14 protein-coding genes are annotated in these 20,755 nt (G+C 61.9%); 6 read left to right on the top strand and 8 right to left on the bottom strand.

All coding sequences use genetic code 11. The annotated features are described in order from the left end of the window. Positions 1-8 precede the first annotated feature (8 nt). The 7 genes from DPV79_RS36275 to tssB all read right to left on the bottom strand — a co-directional run bounded on the left by DPV79_RS36275 (position 9) and on the right by tssB (position 9,670). Positions 9-1,223, bottom strand: coding sequence for a hypothetical protein (locus DPV79_RS36275; protein ID WP_113047682.1), 1,215 nt, complete (start codon positions 1,221-1,223; stop codon positions 9-11). Positions 1,224-1,233: 10 nt separating this feature from the next. Next, positions 1,234-1,482 carry a PAAR domain-containing protein gene (locus tag DPV79_RS36270; RefSeq protein ID WP_113047681.1) on the bottom strand — a complete coding sequence of 83 codons (249 nt, stop codon included), beginning with the start codon at positions 1,480-1,482 and terminating at the stop codon, positions 1,234-1,236. Between the two features lie 96 nt (positions 1,483-1,578). Then, positions 1,579-2,883, bottom strand: coding sequence for an SEL1-like repeat protein (locus tag DPV79_RS36265; RefSeq protein WP_244321865.1), 1,305 nt, complete (start codon positions 2,881-2,883; stop codon positions 1,579-1,581). 3 nt (positions 2,884-2,886) lie between these two features. Further along, positions 2,887-4,791, bottom strand: a complete 1,905-nt coding sequence (locus DPV79_RS36260) for a phospholipase D-like domain-containing protein (RefSeq protein WP_113047680.1) — start codon at positions 4,789-4,791, stop codon at positions 2,887-2,889. 2 nt (positions 4,792-4,793) lie between these two features. Then, the gene (locus DPV79_RS36255; protein WP_113047679.1) at positions 4,794-7,463 is read right to left on the bottom strand and encodes a type VI secretion system Vgr family protein; all 2,670 of its coding nucleotides are present in this window, start codon (positions 7,461-7,463) and stop codon (positions 4,794-4,796) included. An 88-nt stretch (positions 7,464-7,551) separates the two neighbouring features. Then, positions 7,552-9,084, bottom strand: a complete 1,533-nt coding sequence (gene tssC, locus DPV79_RS36250; RefSeq protein WP_113047678.1) for a type VI secretion system contractile sheath large subunit — start codon at positions 9,082-9,084, stop codon at positions 7,552-7,554. A 73-nt stretch (positions 9,085-9,157) separates the two neighbouring features. After that, entirely contained in the window at positions 9,158-9,670 is a 513-nt protein-coding gene (tssB, locus tag DPV79_RS36245) for a type VI secretion system contractile sheath small subunit (protein ID WP_113047677.1), read from the bottom strand. Between the two features lie 598 nt (positions 9,671-10,268). Here tssB and tssK point away from each other — a divergent pair. The 6 genes from tssK to tssE all read left to right on the top strand — a co-directional run bounded on the left by tssK (position 10,269) and on the right by tssE (position 17,989). After that, positions 10,269-11,621 carry a type VI secretion system baseplate subunit TssK gene (gene tssK / locus DPV79_RS36240; protein WP_113047676.1) on the top strand — a complete coding sequence of 451 codons (1,353 nt, stop codon included), beginning with the start codon at positions 10,269-10,271 and terminating at the stop codon, positions 11,619-11,621. Then, positions 11,618-12,349, top strand: coding sequence for a DotU family type IV/VI secretion system protein (locus tag DPV79_RS36235; protein WP_113047675.1), 732 nt, complete (start codon positions 11,618-11,620; stop codon positions 12,347-12,349). The genes tssK and DPV79_RS36235 overlap by 4 nt, the downstream gene beginning before the upstream one ends. Continuing rightward, positions 12,346-14,127: an OmpA family protein gene (locus DPV79_RS36230; RefSeq protein ID WP_113047674.1), complete on the top strand. Its 1,782-nt coding sequence runs from the start codon at positions 12,346-12,348 to the stop codon at positions 14,125-14,127. The genes DPV79_RS36235 and DPV79_RS36230 overlap by 4 nt, the downstream gene beginning before the upstream one ends. Before the next feature lie 96 nt (positions 14,128-14,223). Further along, on the top strand, positions 14,224-14,709 hold the full coding sequence (locus tag DPV79_RS36225) for an Hcp family type VI secretion system effector (protein WP_113047673.1): 486 nt from the start codon (positions 14,224-14,226) through the stop codon (positions 14,707-14,709). Between the two features lie 133 nt (positions 14,710-14,842). Continuing rightward, complete coding sequence (gene tssH / locus DPV79_RS36220) at positions 14,843-17,551, top strand: type VI secretion system ATPase TssH (RefSeq protein WP_113047672.1); 2,709 nt, start codon at positions 14,843-14,845, stop codon at positions 17,549-17,551. Between the two features lie 12 nt (positions 17,552-17,563). Further along, positions 17,564-17,989 (top strand): type VI secretion system baseplate subunit TssE, encoded by a 426-nt coding sequence (gene tssE, locus DPV79_RS36215; RefSeq protein ID WP_113047671.1) that lies wholly within the window; start codon positions 17,564-17,566, stop codon positions 17,987-17,989. A 308-nt stretch (positions 17,990-18,297) separates the two neighbouring features. Here the strand turns inward: tssE and DPV79_RS36210 are convergent, their stop codons facing one another. After that, entirely contained in the window at positions 18,298-20,700 is a 2,403-nt protein-coding gene (locus DPV79_RS36210; RefSeq protein ID WP_113047670.1) for a sialidase family protein, read from the bottom strand. Between the last annotated feature and the right edge of the window lie 55 nt (positions 20,701-20,755).

The following is a 20,755-nucleotide window of genomic DNA, read 5'->3' as shown; positions in this document are numbered from 1 at the left end:
GTTTGTTGTTATGCGCGAGAAGCACGGATCACGGCGAGCCGCGGCGTGCCCTCGTGCCATGCAATGAGTTGCTGTACACCGATCTGCACCGCATGCTCTACGCCAAGTGCAATAGCGAGCCAACCAGCACAGATTCCGGGATTGCCGATCGCGAGATCGACATCGTGCACGCCCGTGAACCCGTCCGTTTGCGAAACAGCTAGCTTTGTATCCGACGCGGCTTGAAGCAACGCGCCCTTGTCGGATTTATATAGACCGACCTGCCAGAGATCGCGGGCGTCATTTGCGCTTGTCTTGCCCCAAAGCAGGGCTTTGGAAATGGCGCCGTCCAATCCGTCCGCGCCGACCTCCACTGGGCGGTGCAGCAATGCCAGCGTCTTGAACGCGCAACGTTCGGCGAGCGGAGCCCACGCAAGTAGCACGCCAACGGCGGCTTCAGCGCTCGATTGCGGCGGGGCATCGTGCAGTTGTACTGAAACAATAAGGGAGGCCTTTTCAAGGGACGGGCCGCCACGGATATCCAGCCATTCGTCCAGGATCATTACCCCCGGAGCGGCACCTAGCAGTTTCGCCTTCATGGGCCGAAGGCCCTTCGCGGTCCAGCAGGATTGCCATAGATTGAGCAGGCTTTCCTGATCCACGTCGGTCGGCAAATGCAAATGAACGCTCAGCGGTACCTTGCTGGGTATCGCGGCCACGGAACCGGCGATCCGCTCAAGCAGGGCACCGAAGCACGCTCGGTATCGTTCGGGTAGCTTACTGCTTTCCTGGAACGCCAACGCCGTGTGTCGCACCGCATCAGTGCCTGCAGGCGAAGTTTCGGCAGTCAATACGAGTTCACCATTGGCGATCTTGGCGGCGACATGCGCGCTGCCCGGTGCGGTCAGATACGTGCAGCCAAGTACGGCTAGCGGCTCGCTTGCAAACAGCAGCGCTTTTGCCCGATCGTCAGCGCGAACGTCATGCTGCGCCTGCCGCCGTTGGGTTGCCTCGTCGTAGTAATGGAGGCGCAGGCCAAACAGCGCACACCACGCCAACGCAGGGAATACGAGGAGACGTACCCAGAACCAGACGGTATTGGTTGGCTCGCCGTTAGGCCAGGTCAACAAGGCAACGACGACGCCGACGAGCATGACGACGACGAAAACGCCGAGCCAGACAATCGCGCGCGGCGGTTTCGGGGCATCGCCGGATGGCTCGACCTCGGGAAGTTCTACCGGCATGACGGTCCTCTTACAACAGGCTCGAAATCAGGCGGCACCCGCACATGGCCCGATATCCGTGCCGAGCGATAGGCACGCCGTCATCCAGCATCGTCTCATCGCCATCGATGATCAGATTGGGCCGGATATCGTGTTTCGGGCATGTCACCTCGTCACCCTTACGCGCGACGTATCGGTCCTCGAAGCACATCGTGCCCGATGCGGTTATGACTCTGCCGCCATGATCGGTGGCATCGCCAAGACGGATGAGATCAATCATGGAAACTCCTGAAAATGTCGAACAAGGCGGGAAATGAGTTCGCGCGCACGTATCGTTTCAATACACACCCATGCAATGCGAATAGCCGATCTACCGTTACGCCTTCTCATAGGCGACAAGTTTCCAGATGACGTCAGTGGTGTAGCGACGCTTTCCGAATACGCTGTCGAGCAGCGCCAGCGGGCGCGGCTCGTACACATCGAGCAACGGCAACACGTCGCCCTTGCTGAATGTTCGCGTCGTATTGGCCTGAAGCTCCGGACGAATCTGTGCACACCACACGCCACTCTCGGGACACCGAGCGCCCGCTTTCGCGGTGGTTCCAATAGGCGTACGAGCGCGGGGCTCGGCGGGCTCATCGACTTGGGAGGTTTTAGCCTCTCCCGACGAAAGCGGCAAGCCGGTCGCCGGGTCGAGGTTTTTCGACTTCGCAAGCCTGTGGACCAGTTCCTCGGACGGCTTCTGTGGTGGTACAGCAGCGTCCTGCTCCTTCTGCCACTGGAACGTGCCGTCCCACGGCGGCAGTTTGGCCGGCGGTAGCGGTACGATTTTGTCGATGTCCGGCACTTTCGGATTGTGGCCCTCTCTCTCGTCAATGAATTTTCCGATCAATTTGTATCGGCGAGACCGTTCCGGGTCGCTAGCTAGTGCGAGATAGTTCAGTTCGTTTGTCGCAGGTGGCGCCTTAAATCCCTCCTCAAGAGCCAATGCTGACAGGGTGTCCCCAGCTGCTACACCTTTCTGAAAAACTTTTACAGCTTCCGGAAAAAGTTTGTCAGTTTGGAGATCGATACCCAATGTATTAGCCGCGTCTCGTTGACCCTGATCGACGGCACACTGACGCATCTGTCGAGCGATATCAGGTGCCTTGTCGATGGGCGCTAGCAGATTGGCAACGTAGGCCTGTGCTTCCGGACTACCCAGATCCGCGGCCTTGCGGAAATAGCGGCGCGCCTTGTCAGCGTTCTGCTCCACCCCGTATCCAAGCTCAAGGTAATGGCCCATGTCGTAGTAACCACCCGGTACTCCTGCCTTGATCAGTTTCTCGACTAAATCAATAGTCTCCCTATCAGGATGCGGAGAATCTGCACGCCCCTGCGAGACCAGCAGTTGCAGGTTGTGGTTGGCCTTGTAGTGACCGTAGGCGGAGGCAATTCGGTAATAGCGGGCGGCAGCATTGAGGTCTTTATGGCCGTCCAATTTTTCCAGAAACAGTCCATACTTGAACAGCTTGTCTGCTTCGGGGTCGAGCGGCGGTAGGTGATCCGCCTCGTGAACACACGTGAAAGCCAGATTGGCGCGCACCGCGCTGATCTCAGATTGGGAGGGCACGTTGCTATCCTTGTTCGAACACGCGAATAATAATGGGATGAGGAAGAGCGAGAGGAAGATTGTTTTCATGAATCAGTCCAATCGGAGTCTGCTTGTTGAAATACGCATGAAACCAATTAGCGATGCATATGGCGCCAGTCCTTTCGCTTGATTGCTAGCGTTCCTCTTGATGACACGGTCCCATTGCTTAAACGCCTCACTCGGCAAGTCCTGCGCTCCCATTCCATGCGTGTGAATGTTCCACAACCGCCGCCGTAGAGCCTGCGTCACCCCAGAATGCTCGTGACAGATATTCAGTTCGCTATCCACTTCCATGCTGCGCAAGTTGACGTTTGCCGAACCGTGTGTGAGGAACACGTCGTCCACGATCATGATCTTGCTGTGTACGTAGACCGGCATCCATTGCTTTGGCGGCGAATCGGGTGCGACCAGCGTACACACATGAATCTTCAAACCGGGAACCTCTTGCGGCAGGATTGGCTTGTTTTCGTTGCCGTTGTCTCGATACTTCTGCTGCAGCTCTTCCAGTTTCTTTTCTGCGACTTTCTGGCGTGCTGGACCATTCGCGCTACGGTCGAACCGAGCCGTTGCTACCTCGTTGACCGCACGCTCGACCTCAATTCCAAGTTGTTCGGAGCGAGAAATTCGCGCTACATTGGGCATCGTGTCCGCGCGGCCGAGGCTGTTTAGCATGTCGTACGTCGTACCAGTCCCCATGCCCACGGCATCATCGGTCGAGTTCGTCACTACGAATAGGTGAAGTGATCCGTGAATACCAGGATCGCGCCCGGCCGAAACGTGTCGCTGGGCAGCAGCCTTGATCTTCTCAGCGAGTGGCGCCCATCGGAAATACTGATTCTCGATGTAGATGAACTGCGTCGCGTTGTTGACTGCTTGTAAATAGAGGGCCTTGATGTTGCGCACGCCTTCCTGAGACTGCGTGCGGTTGACCTGTGCCATCACAGGCGTGCCCAAATCTGGTCGCACTTTCAGTTGCGGGGCATACGCTTTGCGCTTGCTCAGGAGATCGACCTTTGCACTGCGCTGCCATGCGCGGCAAAAATTAACATTCAGATGCTCCAGAATTGGGCCCGTAACGAGTGCGGACATATCCTGGCGAGGAGTTTCTCCATTGCGGCCGAAGCGCGGATGCATCCGTCCAAAGCGATGCGCGTCGTCATCCCAGTAAGCGTCGAGGGTGTTGTGCCCCATTACGAAGCCGATTGCTTGGCTCGGTGCTTCGTAATCGATAAGTACCATTTTTTGATGATGCGACGGCCCCCCGCCGTAGCCGACAACTACGCCTGCTTCGCTGAGATTGGTGTCTGAGCGAAACCTTGATTCGCGGTACATGATCTCCCATCGATCGCTCAAGGAGAAATCACGTGTGACCAGCTGAATATTCTCCAGCGGCCTGACAGTGAGGCTTGGTTTGGACTTGCCGCCTTGAGCGTCGGGCGCCATTGAGCGACGCAACGTGTCGGAGAATTCCTGTTGTTCCGGTGACGGCGCAATGCGTGCCCGGAAGTACCATTCGCGGTCATACTCGAGCTGGGTATTGTTCTCATTCTGCGTAAACGCCCTTCGCACCAGATCATATCCCGGGTTCGGATTTTCAAGTTTCTGCGCGATTGCGAATGTATCGGCCCAGCACAGAATGCGGACCTTCACGCCCTCCCGTCCTTTCTGAATCAGGAGGTCGCCGATGCAGAGCGAGTCACCGCCACCCCGCCTGAAATACATCGATGGCTGGAAACCCCAGCATATGTAGTCGATCGAGTGTTTTGCGGCAAGGATCGCATCATACAACGCGCCAAAGGCCTCTTCTCCGTTGACGAGCGGCTTGTACGAGGCCGGCACCGGATGGAATTCTGCTTTGCCTTCTGGTGTCATGTCTACAAACCACGGGAGACAAAGCCTCGCAGCGGAGGTCTCGTTGAGTGCAATGGGAGCAACGATTTTTGAAGGATTGGCCATGGTCACTCTTCAGAAGAAGCCTCGGAACGCAGATCGAGCAGCGAGCTATATCGCTCACGATGGATCGCGCGATCGCCTGCTGGGGTAATGTCACCATCGGTGCCGCTTTCGTGATAGTGAAAGCCCAGATTCGCCAGCTCGCCGTTACCCGCATCGCCACGATATGTGTCAGCGACAGGAATTGAGTATTTCACGCCGTTGGCAAGTTCAAGCTGGTATTCGCGGGTCGTCACCCTGTGATCGATCGGTATCTGCCCGCTGTGATCGATCACACCCTCCTTGATCAGAGCCCCGTCGGCATGAAGCGTATAGGGCATACCAGCGAAGACAGTGCCTTTTGATGACGGCGATGCTGCCAGGTTGAGCATCAACGGTTGGGCAGGAAGGCTAGTCGGGAGTGTCGAACTGAATTGAGCAGACGCAGCAGAAGGTTTGTTCCACGACGCGCACTTTTCCAGGATGTCGCCCGGCGTGCCGTTCTCAATTCGATTGGCGTTGATCTTGATATACGATCCTCCAGCACCAATCCATACCTCCTTAGCTGCGGACAGTATGAGACGACCTTCGGAACTAGTGATGGTCACGTCCTTGAGCGCAGCCAGCGCCATCTCATCGCTTTGCGCCTGAATCGTCACTTTCCCTTTCGCAGCAAACAGCTTGATACCGAGCCTTTCTGCAAATATTGACACGAGTTCCCCGGCAGCCACTGTGAATCGCCTGATGACACCGATATCTGCATTTCCACCCGCGGTTGCGATGAGGTTCTTGTTGGCCGACAGTTGGAGGTGATCGCCGGACGCGATCCCGATTCCGGCCGGTGCGCTCATGAGGATGCCCGCTTTCTTGAGATCACTCAGGGTGTCGTCCAGCAACATCTTCTGCTTGGTGTAGTCTGCTGCGATTGCTTCGGCGGCCTTTGCCGCATTTGCAAGCGATTGCATTTGTTGCAGCGCTTGCTCGAGGAGCCCCTCGGCCAGCCGCATGTCCAACTGCTTGCCACTGCCTCCTACCTGCGCATCAGCAGAAATGTAGACTCCTTTCCCGCCGCGCACCGCCACATGCTCGTCGGTTCGCAACTCGGCGCCCCTACCTCGCTCCTTGCGACTCCCGTCGACCATGTGCCCCAGATTGAGTTCGCTGGTCTGGAACGGCGTCGTCAGGTGGATGTGCTCGACGTTTTCCTTGTCCTCCATCCGCAGTTCGTTCTGCGCGGCCGTGCGCACGATGTTGCGGGTGTGGTTCAGGTTGTTAACGAGATCCGGATGCAGGCTGTCGTGCATCGCGCCGATGATCACGGGCCGGTCCGGATGACCATCCGTAAAGACGATCGCCACCTCCGCCCCGTCGATCAGCGGGAAGTGGTGCCCGTAGTTGTCCCCGCTATACGGTTTCGCAAACCGCACCGGCCTGCTCGTGCCACCCGGACTCCACTCATCAAGGTCGAACGGCAACTTGATCACGTACCAACCTTGCTCGGTCAGGTACGCGTACTTGTAGTCTCCCGGTGACGTAATCCGGGCCGGCAGGATACCGTCGATGCTGGGTCGTTCGATCGACAGCATCGGCGTACGCCAGACCCGATCCGACGGAATCCCCTCGAAGGTGACCCAGTACGAGTCGCCGCGGCCACCGCTCGACTCGATCGAGGTAACGAAGATCCCGTGCTTCGCGTCCGCGGGATTCGGGTCGACCCGCATCACCTCGCCCGCCTCGAGCCAGAACGGATTGCCGGTTCCCTTGAAGGTAATCTGCTGCGCCAGATGTTCCTCATGACGCAACCGCGCCACGCCCTTGCCCTCTTCGAGCGTCTGGTAGTGCTCGCCCCAGCGATAATCGATCCCGCTCGTCGTCTTGTCGTCGCGCGCGGCATTTTCCTCGACGAGCAACGACACGCCGGCCTCGCGATGGTTGTAATCGTGCAACCGCACCGCCTCGGGCACACGCCGGGTCCGCTTCTCGAGCGTCTTGATGGCGTCCATTCCGGAACTCTCGAGCCCCGAGTCACGCCGGTACAGCACCGTACGCTGCTTGCGCGCATAGGCGTCGAGATCGTCGCCGAACACCATGACCGCGCGGTCCTTCTTCTGCTCCCAGCGGAACCAGATGCCTTCCTGCGCACAGATGCGCTGAATGAAGGCAAACGTCGTCTCGTGATATTGCGTCACGTACTCGTGCCGCTTGTACTGGCGGCGCAGCTTGAACTCGAAGTCGACGCCGGCCCGGTAGCCGTAGTGGCGCAGCGTGTCAGTGACCATTTCCTCGACCGACTGCTTCTGGAACAGCCGGCTCGTGACGCCCCGGTTCAGGTCGGCGAGCTTCGGCTCGAGCCGCACCCGATAGTGCGTCTGATCGGCCGACGTCGCATACTCGTCGAACTCCGTGATCACGCCGTGGATCGTGTACGCGGCCGGCATCTTGCTGAACTGTTCCGCATTCTCCCCGAACATCTTGCGCAGATAGTCCATATTCGGATCCACCGGGGCAATGATGAATTTCGCGGAACGGCCCACCACCTGCTCCATTGGAATGCCGGCCTCGGGGCTGGTGAACTCGATGTCGTACCGGTACAGCTCGCTCACGGCATCCCTGCCTGCGAATTTCAGAACCGAGGTTGGCGCCGGATGCGGCGCCAGCTTCAACTCGTAAGCCTGGGTAGGTAGGATCGACGACATGCAGCAACTCCGTTGAGCGAGCAAACGACAAAAACAGCGACGCCGGAGCTGTCAAGGCTCCGGCGACACGCACATACGTGCGACAGGATCAGCTCTTGGCCTTGGGCATCTGCGAGACCAGCGACAGGCCGATGTCCATGCCTTCGACCTGGAAGTGCGGGATGATGAAGAGCTTGATGCGGAAGAAGCCCGGGTTGTCCTCGATGTCCTCGACCGTCACCTTCGCCTCACGCAGCGGGTGCGATGCCTGCAGTTCGTCGCCCGGATCCTTCATCTCGGTCACGAGCCCCTTGATCCAGTTGTTCAGCTCGAGCTCGAGCAGACGCCGGTCCTTGGTCGTGCCGATGTTTTCGCGCTGGATCAGCTTCAGATAGTGCGCGATGCGCGAGAGCAGGAAGATGTATGGCAGGCGCGCGTTGATGCGGCTGTTGGCCGTCGCTTCCTTCGTCTCGTACAGCGCGGGCTTTTGCGTCGAGTTGGCCGAGAAGAAACACGCGAAGTCGTGGTTCTTGTAGAAAGACAGCGGAATGAAGCCGAGATTGGCAAATTCGAACTCGCGCGTCTCCGGAATCAGCACTTCGGTCGGGATCTTAGGCTGCACGCCGGTGCCGAGGTCATACAGGTGTACCGGCAGGTCTTCCACCTTGCCGCCGGCCTGCGGACCGCGGATCTGCACGCACCAGCCATTGTTCACGAAGCTGCGCGTCATGTTGGCCGCGAACGCAAACGATGCGTTGACCCACAGATACTTGTCGTGATCCGGGCCCTTGACCGCTTCTTCGTAGTTGAAGGCGCGCACGGGCCTCGTATCCTTGCCGTACGGCAGGCGGCCGAGCACACGCGGCATCGTCAGGCCGACATAGCGGGCATCGTCGGTGTCGCGGAAGCTTTTCCACTTGATGTACTCGGCGCGATCGAAGTAGTTGCCGATGTCCTGGATGGCGGCCACTTCTTCCATCGACTTCTTGCCGAAGAACGCGGCGCCCACCGAGCCGATGAACGGCATGTGAGCAGCTGCCGCGACCTTCGAGATGTTGCGCAGCAGTGCGACATCCATCGGCGAGTTCGCGAACTCGAAGTCACTGATCATCGCGCTGATCGGCTGACCGCCCGGCGTGTCGTACTCTTCGATGTACGCAAGGCGATACAGACCGCTCTGGATCAGCTCCGGCGTGTCCTCGAAGTCGCGTTGCAGCGCATCCTTCGACACGTCGAGCACTTCGATCTTCGCGTTTCGGCGGAAGTCGGTGCGCGAGACCAGCATCTTGAGGCCGCGCCAACGGCCCTCGAGCGCCTGGAATTCCGGCGTGTGCATGACAGCGTCGAGCTGGCGGCTGATTTGCCGGTCGAGCTGACTGATGTAGAAGTCCAGCAGCGATTTGTCGAGCCGATCGACCGGCTTGCTTTCCTTCGCGATCAGGTTGAGCAGCGCGTCCATGCCGCGGGCGACGCGTTCGTCGGCCGATGCCTCGGACAAGGTATCGTTGTCGCGAAATGCTTCAAGCGGACGCGCCTCGGCGACGGTATTCAGGTTGATCTTGCTGCACAGCGATGCGTACACGCTGTCATTCTCGAGCACAACGGTCTCGGTCGCGCCCTGACGGGCTTCGTTCTGTTTCATGTGTGGTCCTGTCTGCGTTGGTATGGACGCCCGGTTGCGGAATGCGGTGAAGGCCGACTTGGGCCGTCCGCGCTCAGGCATGCCCCTCCTGCTGCGTCGCCGCCGTCGCGACCTGCGCGAGCTCACTGCGCAGCTTTTCAGACAGCCGTTTATCCTTCAGAATCTTCTCGAATTCGCGCCTGAACGTACCGTTGTCGAGCAGATTCGATTTGAGATCGCGCAACAGATTGCGCATCGCGAGCAGCGCCTGCATTTCCGGAATCTGGCGTGCGACCTGTTCCGGCTCGAAGTCCTTCATCGAGCGGAACGACAGATTCACCGGCAGCTCCGAGCCGTCACCGGCCAACGTGTTCTCGGCTGCGACCTTTAGATCCGGCGCGTAATCGGCAAGCACGGCATCGAAGTTGTTCTTGTCGATATTGACCTTCTTGCGCTCAGCCAGCGGCGCCTGTTCACGGCCCGCGCTGAAGTCGCCCGCGACGAGCAGCTTGAGCGGCAGCTCGACCTTCTTCTGCGCCCCGCCCGTGTGCAGATCCAATGTGATTGATACCCGGCTCTTCGGGATTTCGCGCTGGAAGCTATCCATAGTATTCCTCATCTACTCAAGTTCAAGACACCCGCAGAACTCGCTCGTTGCGTCGCGGTGCCCCCTTCGGTTGCGCTTGCAAGAACGCGTATGCGCCCCTCGTAAAGGAGTACCGACAGCACCTCATAGCGCGGCCTTCATTCATGCGCCGTCATTGCAACGGCGTATTAGACAGGTTTACCCGCTTTGCGTCAAAGGGTATTCGATGTCGCGAAGAAGAGACGCAATGTCAGAGATTATCAAGATACCCAGTTTTCGTAAATGTCCTATAGATTTTTCAATTCGATATGATTTATCCGATATTGTCGAGCGCCTTGCAAGGCACCGCTCTATCGGCCTCCTAGCCTTGTTTTGCAAGGGGGAATGGCCATAATTTAACAATTGACGACATTCGCTTTGACAGTTTCTGACAAAAGACAAAAAAATTATAAAAGCTACCCGGTTTGATGCGACCGTCCTTCTGGCCACTCAACTCGACTGATTGACCACGATCTCTTTACGATTTGCACTCCAAATCAATAAATTCGTATACGGAAGACGTTTGTAGCAATAGAATCGCCCTTCCAACAGAATCAACAGAAAGCCATACACCACACCTATGCGGATCGACAAACCGCTCTGGCATGAGGGCTTGATCCTCACGCAGCAGCACTTCCAGCAGCAGGATCGTTGGGCCGGATTCGCGATGCAGCAGTTCGCGAGCGCCGCGCTCGCCGAGCCATGGGGCACCTTGGGCGTCGAGGTCGATGAAGAGGCGCTGGCGACGGGGCGTGTCAAACTGACGCGCCTGAAACTTCGTTTTCCCGACGGCACGCCGATCGACACGTCGCTCGCGGACGCTTTGCCGTCTGCGCGCGATCTGACGCAAGGGGTACCGGCTGATCTTCAGAGCGTCGTCGTACTCGCGGCGCTCGCGCTGCCGGACGCGAACGGCAACAACTGCCGCTTCGATGAAGCCACGCTGGCGCGCCCCCGCCGCGCGTATCGCGAATTCGTGAAGGTCACGGACCTGAACGGCAGCAGCGAATCGGAGATTGCGGCCGAACGTCACGCGGTGCGGCTGCTGTTCGATTTCGAGTCTCACGCCGACGACACGGTCTGCGCGATCGCACGGCTCACGCGTTCGACGAACGGCCAGTTCCAGGTCGATCACCGGTTCGTGCCGCCGTGCCTGACGCTTTCGAGCCACGTGTTGCACGTCGAACGCGTCATCCGGCTCACCGACATTCTGCAGGCCAAGAGCCTCGCGCTCGGAGCACGCCGCAGCGAGCGCATCGAACAGGTTGCCGAATATGGGGTGGCCGACGTTCAGCTGTTCTGGCTGCTGCATTGCATTCATGCCGCCTGGCCGCAACTGCGGCTGTACGCGACACACCCGAACCGATCGCCCGAGCACCTGTATGTCACGCTGGCGCAGCTTGCCAGTGCGCTGATGACGTTCTCCACGCTCTTGCAACTCGCCGATATCCCGGCGTACGACCATACGCGTGCCGACGAGGTGTTCGCGAAGCTCGAGTCGATGATCCGCGACCTGCTCGACGCGATCATTCCGTCGCGCGTCGTGTCGATTGGGCTCGCGCGCAAGACGCCGACGACGTGGTCCGGTCAGTTTCTCGACGAACGGATCGTCGGCGACGCCGCCGACTGGTATCTGTCGGTCAACGCGCCGATGTCCGCGTTCGAGCTCGTCGAGCAGTTTCCGCGTTTGTGCAAGATCGGCGCGCCCGACGATGTCGAGCACATCGTCAATTCCGCGCTGCTCGGCATTCCGCTCAAGGCGGTCCAGCGCGTGCCGGCTGCGATTCCCGTGCGCCTCGACAACCAGTACTTCGCACTGGATTCGACGAGCACGGCACACGCCAAAATGCTCGCCGCGCGCGCTTGCCAGATCTATCTGCCGGCGTCGGTGCCCGATGCCGCGCTTGAACTCTACGCGGTGCTGCGCTCATGAACACGCTGAATTCCAGCCGTCACGCGACGGCGCTTATGGATAGCCAGCCAGGCACGGCGCGTGTAGCCGGCGAAGGCATCCGCGATCTGCTGCGCGATACGGCCTTGCTCGTGACCACGCTTGGCTCCGGAGGTCACGCCCCGGATGCGGCCGGCTTCCGCGATCGTTGCCGACAGCTCATCGAGCGTTTCTCGAACGCGCTGGAGCAGCGGGGTTATCCGGACGAGGTGCGGCAGGAAGCGCTGATCGCACAATGCGGGCTGCTCGACGAAACCGCTTTGCGCCATCTGCCGGCCGATAGCCGGGCCGGCTGGGAACTCAAGCCGCTGCAGGTCGAGCGGTTCAACCTGCACGACGCAGGCGAGCGCGTATTCGACCTGCTCGACGCGCGTATGCGTGAAACGTCGCCGCGGATCGATCTCCTCGAGTGCTACGCGGCGATCCTCGGCATGGGATTCGTTGGGCGCTATGCCCGTGAGGGCGAAGCGAAGCGCACGGCGCTGATCGCATCGCTGAATACCCAACTGGAGAAGCTGCGGTCGTCGGCGGAACGGCCGTTCATTGCCGATCGTGCGGGACGGCGCCTGTCCGACCGGTTTTACCGGCTTTCACCCTGGGCGATTGCCGGCATCGCCTGCGCGATCGCGTTGGTCGTATGGTGGGTGTGGGCCGCTGCACTCGATGTTCAGCTCGCGCACCTGGTGCCGGCAAAGGTCCGCCAGCCGTGAAGTCGGATCTGCCCGTTCTATCCGAGGCGCCGGTGCAGACACCGGATCATGGGCACGAGGGGCTCGGCTATCCGTTTCGCGCGATAACCGTGTTCGCGGCGGCACTGGCGCTGGCGGTGATCTGGCTCATGCTACCGGTTGCCCGCGGTTTCGCCTGGACGCTCACGGCGGTCATCGGAATCGTCGTGCTCGCGCTGCTGGGCTGGCACACCCGACGGCTTGCACGTGCCCGCGAACACAGTGCGCAGGTTCTGACTGCGTTGGGTGCGGCGACGTCCGATATTCCCGTCAGGTTGCGCACGCGTATGCCGCTTGTGCTGGTCACGGGCGACGGTCTGGCCGCCTTGTTCAACCGTCACGCAGAAGAGCGCTTCGCACACGTGGGCGACGGCGCCATCTGGCTGCGCGTCGATCGTCCTCAGGAACTGCCGCGGCTTGCCGTCGCGGTCCGGCAGTGGCGCGATGGTCGCGCGCCGGACGGCATTGTGCTGTCCGTCGCGCCGGCTTTGCATACGGGCGCGGATGTGTTGACGCAGAAGCTACGCCTGGTGCGCCAGGCCGTGGCCGACGCGGCACGCACCCTGGGCACCCGCCTGCCCGGCTACGTCGCCGTCTACCAACGGCTAACCTCCGGCGACAGTGTGCACGCGCAGGCCATCCCTCAATCGGGCTGGTCGGATACGAACGGCGCGCCCGTAGCGCATTGGTACGGCGTGTCTTCGGCGACGCGCCTTGTCGACGCGGGCCGTTTCGAGCCGGTCCTCCGGGCCGCCGAAGATGAGGTGCAGCACGTCGCGGGCGAGCGCGCGGTCGCCGCTCGTGCAGCGGCGCTTGCATCGATCGTCGGATGGACGCAACGCGTCGTGATCGGCGCGCTCACGGACCGGCAGCAGCCGGCCACGCCGTGGGCGTTGTTCGGTGCCGGCTGGATCGACTGCGGACCCGAAAGCGGTCCGGGCAATCCCTGGCAACGCGACGTCGAGATGCAAACCTGCGTCATGCGAGCAGACGCCGCGGCTTCCGCGCTGCCCTGGCCATTCCCTCAGCCGCTGATTGAAGCGATGCCGCGCCGGCAATGGGCATCGCCGCGCATGGCTGCGTTCGCCCATGCGCTGACGATCCTCGCGTGCGCGGCCGCCGTGGCGTTCTGGGCGTCGGCCAAGAACAACGAGGCGCTGCTGACCCGTATTGGTGCCGATCTTGGCCGCTATTCGGCGATTACTTCCGCACACGATGCGGCGAAGCGCGACGCGCTGCAGGCGCTCGTCGCCGATCGGGACCAGCTCGACCGCTACGCCCGCACTGGCATTCCGCCTCGCCTGTCGTTCGGCATGTACCGCGGCGCTGGACTGATGCCGGCGCTCGACGACGCGATTGCTTCGTACATGCCACCGCCCCCACCGCCGGCGGTGGTGACGCTCGACAGCATGTCGTTGTTCGACAGCGGCAAAGCGCAACTGAAGCCCGGCTCGAACCGCGCGATGGTGGGCGCCATCGAAATGATCAAGGCACACCCGGGTAAACGCATTCTCGTCGCTGGCTATACCGACAACGCAGGCAATCCGGACAGCAATTTGAGGTTGTCGACGGCGCGCGCGCAAGCCGTGCGCGACTGGCTGATCGACGCGTCCGGCATTCCGGCGACACAGTTCGCGATCCAGGGCTACGGCGATACGCGGCCGATCGCGAGCAACGACACGCCGGACGGACGCGCGAGGAACCGGCGCGTGGAGATCACGCTGGTTCCGGAGACTGTGGCCGGCCGCAGCGGGCAGTGAAGGAAATTCTTATCCCCCGGAGCGTTCTGCTTCGGGATTCTGAGGCTCGGGGGCTGGCTCCGGGCGATTTTGGCAGTAAGTAGAAGGAGTGTTTCAATGGCAATTCCGGCCTATATGTGGCTCAAGGACGACGGCGGCGCCGACATCAAGGGTTCGGTGACGGTGCAAGGCCGTGAAGGTAGCGTCGAGCTCGTCGCGTTCAATCACGGCGTGCATATCCCGACCGACGGTAACACGGGCAAGCTGACCGGCACGCGCGTGCACAAGCCGATCACGCTGACGAAGGAAACGGATGCGTCGACGCCGTACCTGTACAAGGCGGTGACGAGCGGCCAGACGCTCAAGTCGGTCGAGATCAAGTGGTACAAGATCGACGACGCGGGCAAGGAGAAGGAATATTTCAACACCAAGCTCGACAACGTCAAGATCGTGGCGGTCAACCCGGTGATGCACGACATCAAGAACCCGGACTACGAGAAGCACAACCACCTCGAGAACGTGGAGCTGCGCTACGAGACGATCACCTGGTCGTACAAGGACGGCAACATCATTCACAAGGACACCTGGACCGAGCGTTCCTGATCGCCTGAATGTGGTGACCGGATCGCTTGCTGCAACCGATCCTTTTGCCAGCTCGCAATGCGGGCTGGTCCTTTTCCATCTGGGAGCCAGCCTGCTGTCGGCAGCACCGTTCCCATCGTGACCTGTTTCCGCCATGACGCTGCGCGACTCTACCCACCTGCTCCGCCGACTCAACCCGCACTGCGCGAAGGCGCTCGAGGCGGCCGCCAGCCTTTGCCAAGGACGACTTTCGGACGAAATCACGGTCGAACACTGGCTGTTGAAGCTCATCGAGGCCGGGGACGGTGATATTCCGACGATCTTGCGGCATTACGGGATCGCGATCGATGCTGTCTGGGATGCGTTGATTGCCGCGATCGAGCACCAGCCTCGCAATCTGCGCGGCAAGCCGGCGCTTTCGCCGCAACTGGCTGTCGTCCTGCAGGACGCGTGGCTACGCGCCACGGCCGAGACAGATGACGCCGCCATCCGCTCAGGTCACCTGCTGCAGGCCATCGTCGATGCCCCGCACGTGCTGCGCGCGCAGAACGCGTGGCCGCTGCTGTCCGTCAGCAGCGCGCAAATCCAGCGGCTTCTGCCACGTCTCGGTCACCGGTCGTGCGAAAACGAGCCAGAAGACGTGGAAACGGAAACAGATGACACGGCGGGCGCACCGGCTGACGAGGTTCGGCCAGTGTCCGCTGCAAGCGAGAGCGCACGAACGCCCTCGCCTCAACGATCCGTCGAGGGCAACGCCCTTGCCCGCTTCGCGATCGATCTGACCGAGAAGGCACGCTGCGGCCACATCGACCCTGTATTCGGTCGCGATCGCGAGATCCAGCAGATGGTCGACGTACTGGCGCGTCGACGCAAGAACAATCCGATCCTCGTTGGTGAACCGGGTGTGGGCAAGACCGCCCTCGTCGAGGGGCTCGCGCTGCGCGTGGCCGAGGGCAGCGTGCCGAACGTGATCCGCGATGTGCGCATCCTCACGCTCGATCTGGGCCTGCTGCAGGCCGGCGCTGGGGTAAAGGGCGAATTCGAGCAACGCCTGAAGAACGTGATCGACGAGGTACAGGCCTCGCCCGTGCCGATCCTGCTGTTCATCGACGAAGCGCATGCGCTGATCGGCGCCGGCAATGCGGCCGGCGGCGCCGACGCCGCAAACCTGCTGAAACCGGCACTCGCGCGCGGCGAGCTGCGCACGATCGCGGCCACCACGTGGTCGGAGTACAAGGAATTCTTCGAGCGCGACGCGGCGCTCGAGCGACGCTTCCAGATCATCAAGGTCGACGAGCCCGATGACGACGCGGCGTGCCTGATGCTGCGCGGCCTCAAGAGTCGCTACGCGAAGTACCACAGTGTTCACATCCGCGACGAGGCGCTCGTCGCCGCTGTGAAACTCTCTCGTCGCTACATTCCCGCGCGGCAGCTGCCGGACAAGGCCGTCGATCTGATCGATACGGCGGCCGCGCGTGTTCGCATCGGCCTCGAATCTGCACCCGCGGAACTGCAACGAGCCCGCGCGGCGGTCGCGGCGCTGGAACTCGAACACGCGACAGTGGAAGAGGATGCGCACGCCGGCATCGACGACGCATCGGCACGCCGTGCGGCACTCGATGCGGCGCTTGTGAGCGCGCAGTCGGAACTGACGGATCTGCAGGCTCGCTATGACGGTGAGCTCAAGCTCGTGCAGGCGCTGCACGAGCAACGTGAACAAGAACCGTCGGCTCGCGACGACGCTTCGCTGGCTCAAGCGCGGCAGGCGCTTGCCGGCGCTCAAGGTAAAGCGCCGTTGATTTTTGCCGACGTCGATGCGCAAGCGATCGCGCGCGTCATTGCGGAATGGACCGGGGTACCCGTGGGCAACCTGGTCGAGGACGAATTGCTGAGCCTGCTCACGCTCGAGGCGCAGCTTGCGACGCGTGTCGTCGCGCAGGACGATGCGCTCGCCGCGCTGGCCGAGAGCCTTCGCACCGCAAAAGCGGGTCTCAAGAACGAACATGCGCCGCTCGGCGTGTTCCTGCTAGCCGGACCGTCCGGCGTGGGCAAGACGGAGACCGCTCTGGCGCTGGCCGACCTGCTCTTTGGTGGCGAAGCGGCGCTCACGACGATCAACATGTCGGAGTACCAGGAATCGCATACGGTATCGCAGCTGAAGGGCTCGCCCCCGGGCTACGTCGGGTACGGCCGTGGCGGGATCCTGACGGAGGCGGTGCGCCAGCGCCCATATAGCGTCGTATTGCTCGACGAGATCGAGAAGGCCCATCGCGACGTGCTGGACATCTTCTACCAGGTGTTCGACCGCGGCACGATGCGCGATGGCGAGGGGCGCGAGATAGATTTCCGCAACTGCGTGATCCTGATGACGTCCAACCTCGGCAGCGCGCAGATCGACGAAGCGACAGTGGACGACCCCGACATCGCACAGGCCGCGCTGCTCGAGACCATCCACCCGGAACTCGTCGCGCATTTCCAGCCGGCGCTGCTCGCTCGCTTCCAGACGCTCGTCTACCGGCCGCTCGACGCGACCGCGCTCGCGTCCATCGTGCGGCTGAAGCTTGCCAAGGTCGGCGATCGCCTGCGCCGTCAGCACGGCGTCGAACTCGCCTGCGACGACTCGCTGATCGGAGCAATGGCCGAACTGTGTCTCGCCCGTGAGTCGGGTGCGCGCAACGTCGATGCGTTCCTCAACCAGCGCATCCTGCCGACGGTGTCGCGCGAGTTGCTGGCGCGCATGGCAAGCCGCGCCGCGCCCGCGAAGATCGCGTTGTCGAGCTCGGCGGAGGGGAACCTGACGATCGATTTCGTCGATCGCGACGAGGTGGCACACGCCGCAGCGCCTGCCCCGGTCGCCGCATAACGGAGCGACGCGATGCCTGCCGGCCCTTCTCTCTACGACATGCTGCTCGGTCAGATCGGCGGCGAGCCGCTGTACGCGTACGATGATCGGACGCTCGAATGTTTGAGCGTTCAGCAGAACGTCCAGCGCATCCTGAACACGCGTGCGGGTGCGCTCAAGCACCTGCCCGACTACGGCCTGCCGGATCTGACCAACATCTACAAGGCATTGCCGGCGTCTGCCCACCTGCTCAAGGAGCAGATGGAGGCGACGCTTCTCGCGTACGAGCCGCGTATCCGATCGATCGACGTCGAGATCATCGACAATGACGACCCCGGCGTGCTGGTGAGCTTTGAGATGACCTGTCACCTGAAGAAGGCCGGTCTGGTCCGATTCGGTACGTACTTCGAACCGCCTGGGCGCATGCGCGTGAAGCGGCGGGTTCGGGAGCGCGGCTGATTCGGTGGCTTTTTCTGAAATGACGCCTACGTGGAGCGGCTTCAAAATTCGCGAAATACTGCACGCTAATGCACAAGCCTCAGGACAAGCGCTCGGTCCTGACGCCCGACGCCGTTGATATCCTGCCCGTTCGAAAGCGCGATGATCGCAAGGTCGATACCTAGCGATCACCGCACCTGTCGTTACTCGTGTCCCAATGCGAACTGGACTCCTGCCGTACCTCCCGATTCGATAAATGGGTTGCCCCATTCACCTAAGCTTTACGTCCGGCTGCGAGCCACAACCGGACGGCCGGCAGATGATCAATCTCAGTTGCTAAAGATCAGCCCCCGAGCGGCGCCATTGACGTAAATCCGGCCATATCGGTTCCAGTCACCCGCCATCACGCCGGAGTCGCCGAATTGGTGCGCGTCATCGTTGAAGCGCGCCCACGTTGCACCACCGTCGTCGGAATGGTAAATACCCCAGACGCCGTTCAGCGTCCCTTCCACATAGACCGCGGCCGAATACGGCGAACCGCTCCGTGCCTTGCCCAACGCGATCACGGTGGCGCCCAGCGTGCCGTTGGCCGACGCAAACGCGCCGCGCTTCGTCCAGGTCGCCCCCGAGTCCACCGAGTGGTACACGGCCGTGCCATCGGCCAGCCAGAGATCGCCCTCCGCGTTCGGATTGACCACCATCGACGTCTCCCCCCACGCATTCCAGGCCAGGTTCGCGTTCACCGAGCCCTGGCTCAGCGTGAACGTATGGCCGCCGTCGGTCGACACATAGATCTTGCCGCGCTGCCAGCTCCACGGTGCGCCGCCTGAGTCGTAGGCATAGACCTTGTTCGGGTTCTTGCGGTCCGCGGCCAGGCGGTAGGCACGCGGGAAGCCGTTCCAGGTGGCACTGAACGCCGGCAGGTTGGTCGCCGTCCAGCTGGCGCCATTGTTCGTCGTGTACGACGGGACCGAGTCCGGCGGTGCCCAGGCCACGTGGTTGCGGGACGGGACGACCAGGTTGCCCACGTTGCTCTGGCTTGCCGCGGCGCCGTTGGGCAGCGACGCGAACGTCGCCCAGCTATTGCCGCTGTCGCCCGACCAGAAGCCCTTGGTGGCATGGCCGTTGGCGTTGTCGACGCCCGCGGCGGCGATGTACGTCGGATCGGACCACGACATATCGGCCGAATTGCCGCTGCTCCACGTGTTCAACGGGCCTTTCGTCGGCCTCGTCGACAGATCCGTATTGACCCACGTGCCGATGTCGCCGGCGCTGTTGATGAAGTTGTACGACGCGCCGGGCGGCGCCGTGACGAGGGCCAGCGTCACGGTTTCCTCGAGGTTGTCGACCTTGGCGCTCCAGGTCGGCGTGGGCGACGAGGCGTTCATGGTTTCACAGATGCCGCCACCGTGGACGTGCATGATGTGATCGCGATTGGCCGGGTCGATGGTGACGCCTTCCACCCAGCCGGCGCAGCCACCCGAGGCAGTGCCGGTATGCGGCATGCCGGCCTCGATTTCGCGCCACGTGCTGCCGCCGTCGTCGGATAGCTGGATGATCTTGCTGGTGTCGCTCCAGCCGGTCATGCCCAGTGCGATGCGGGCGGACGAGCCCAGACCGGAGACGGACAGGCCGCCAAAGCCGTTGCTGTTGGAGCTGTTGAGCAGCGTCCAGTTGCTGTTGTTGCTGCCGCCGAACTGGTAGAGATAGCTCGGTCCGCCGATGCCCTGGCCGACGCCCGCGTTGAACACCACGTAAAAGTTGCCGCCGGCAGTGCGCACGACGTGCGGGATGTAGTAGCCGGACACCGTCGGCGGGACGGGCACCGGCGTCCACGAGAAGCCGCCGTTGGTGGACTTGTACAGGGTCGACGTCAGGCCCGCCGCGTTGGCGTAGTCCGGAGCGACAGTCGCCCACATGATCCAGGTCGGCTGGCCACTACCCTTGCCCGACGTATCGAAGATCACCTGTTCGACACCGATCGGGGAACTGCCGCCGCTGATCGTGGTGGAAGACAGCCCCGCGACCTGCGCCCAGGTGCGGCCCGAATCGGCACTCTTCCACAGGCCGGCCGTGCGCGATCCGTAGAACAGCGTCGACGGATTGTTCGGGTCGACCTGCAGGCGCTCGCCGGTGCCCCGGCCGTTGTCGTTGCCGCCCACCGGGAACGGCAGGTCGTAGTGCGCCCAGGTGTTGCCACGGTCGCTCGAGATGTAGATGCGGCCGTTGTGACCCTGCGTCACGGTAACGCCGGTCATCATGTAGACGAGCTGATCGTCGTTCGGGTCGAGCGCGAGGCTTTCGACGCCGTGGAAATCGCCCTCGCCTGCGCCGAAACCGATGCCGTCGGTGATGGGCGTCCACGTCGAACTGGTCGCGTTCCAGCGGTACGCGCCGCCGACGTCGGTGCGTGCGTACAGCAGGCTCGCGTTGGTCGGATGGTAGATCAGGCCGGTCACATAGCCGCCCCCGCCCCACTTGACGCTGGTCCAGCTGGCCGCCGGCAGGTTGCCGCCGAATGTGCTGCCTCCGGTGTTTCCACCGCGAACCGCGCCGGCCTGGCCATCACTGGTCGCGGGCGTGGTACCGCTAGCGGCACCGCCTTGTGTCCCGGCGCCACTGCCCGCGGCTGCCGTGCTGCTTCCCTGTGTGCCATCCGATCCGTCACCGCAGCCCAATAGCGTACACGCCATCGCCGCAGCGGCAATCCATCGTTGAGAAAACACGGTCATCGGAGAAATCCTTGAAGGAAGAGGTCCATCGAATTGGCGGGCCCGCCGTCGGGCC

This window comes from Burkholderia reimsis, from assembly GCF_003294055.1.
Taxonomy (GTDB): Bacteria; Pseudomonadota; Gammaproteobacteria; order Burkholderiales; family Burkholderiaceae; genus Burkholderia; species Burkholderia cepacia.
This window is presented reverse-complemented; position numbering and strand designations above follow the sequence as displayed.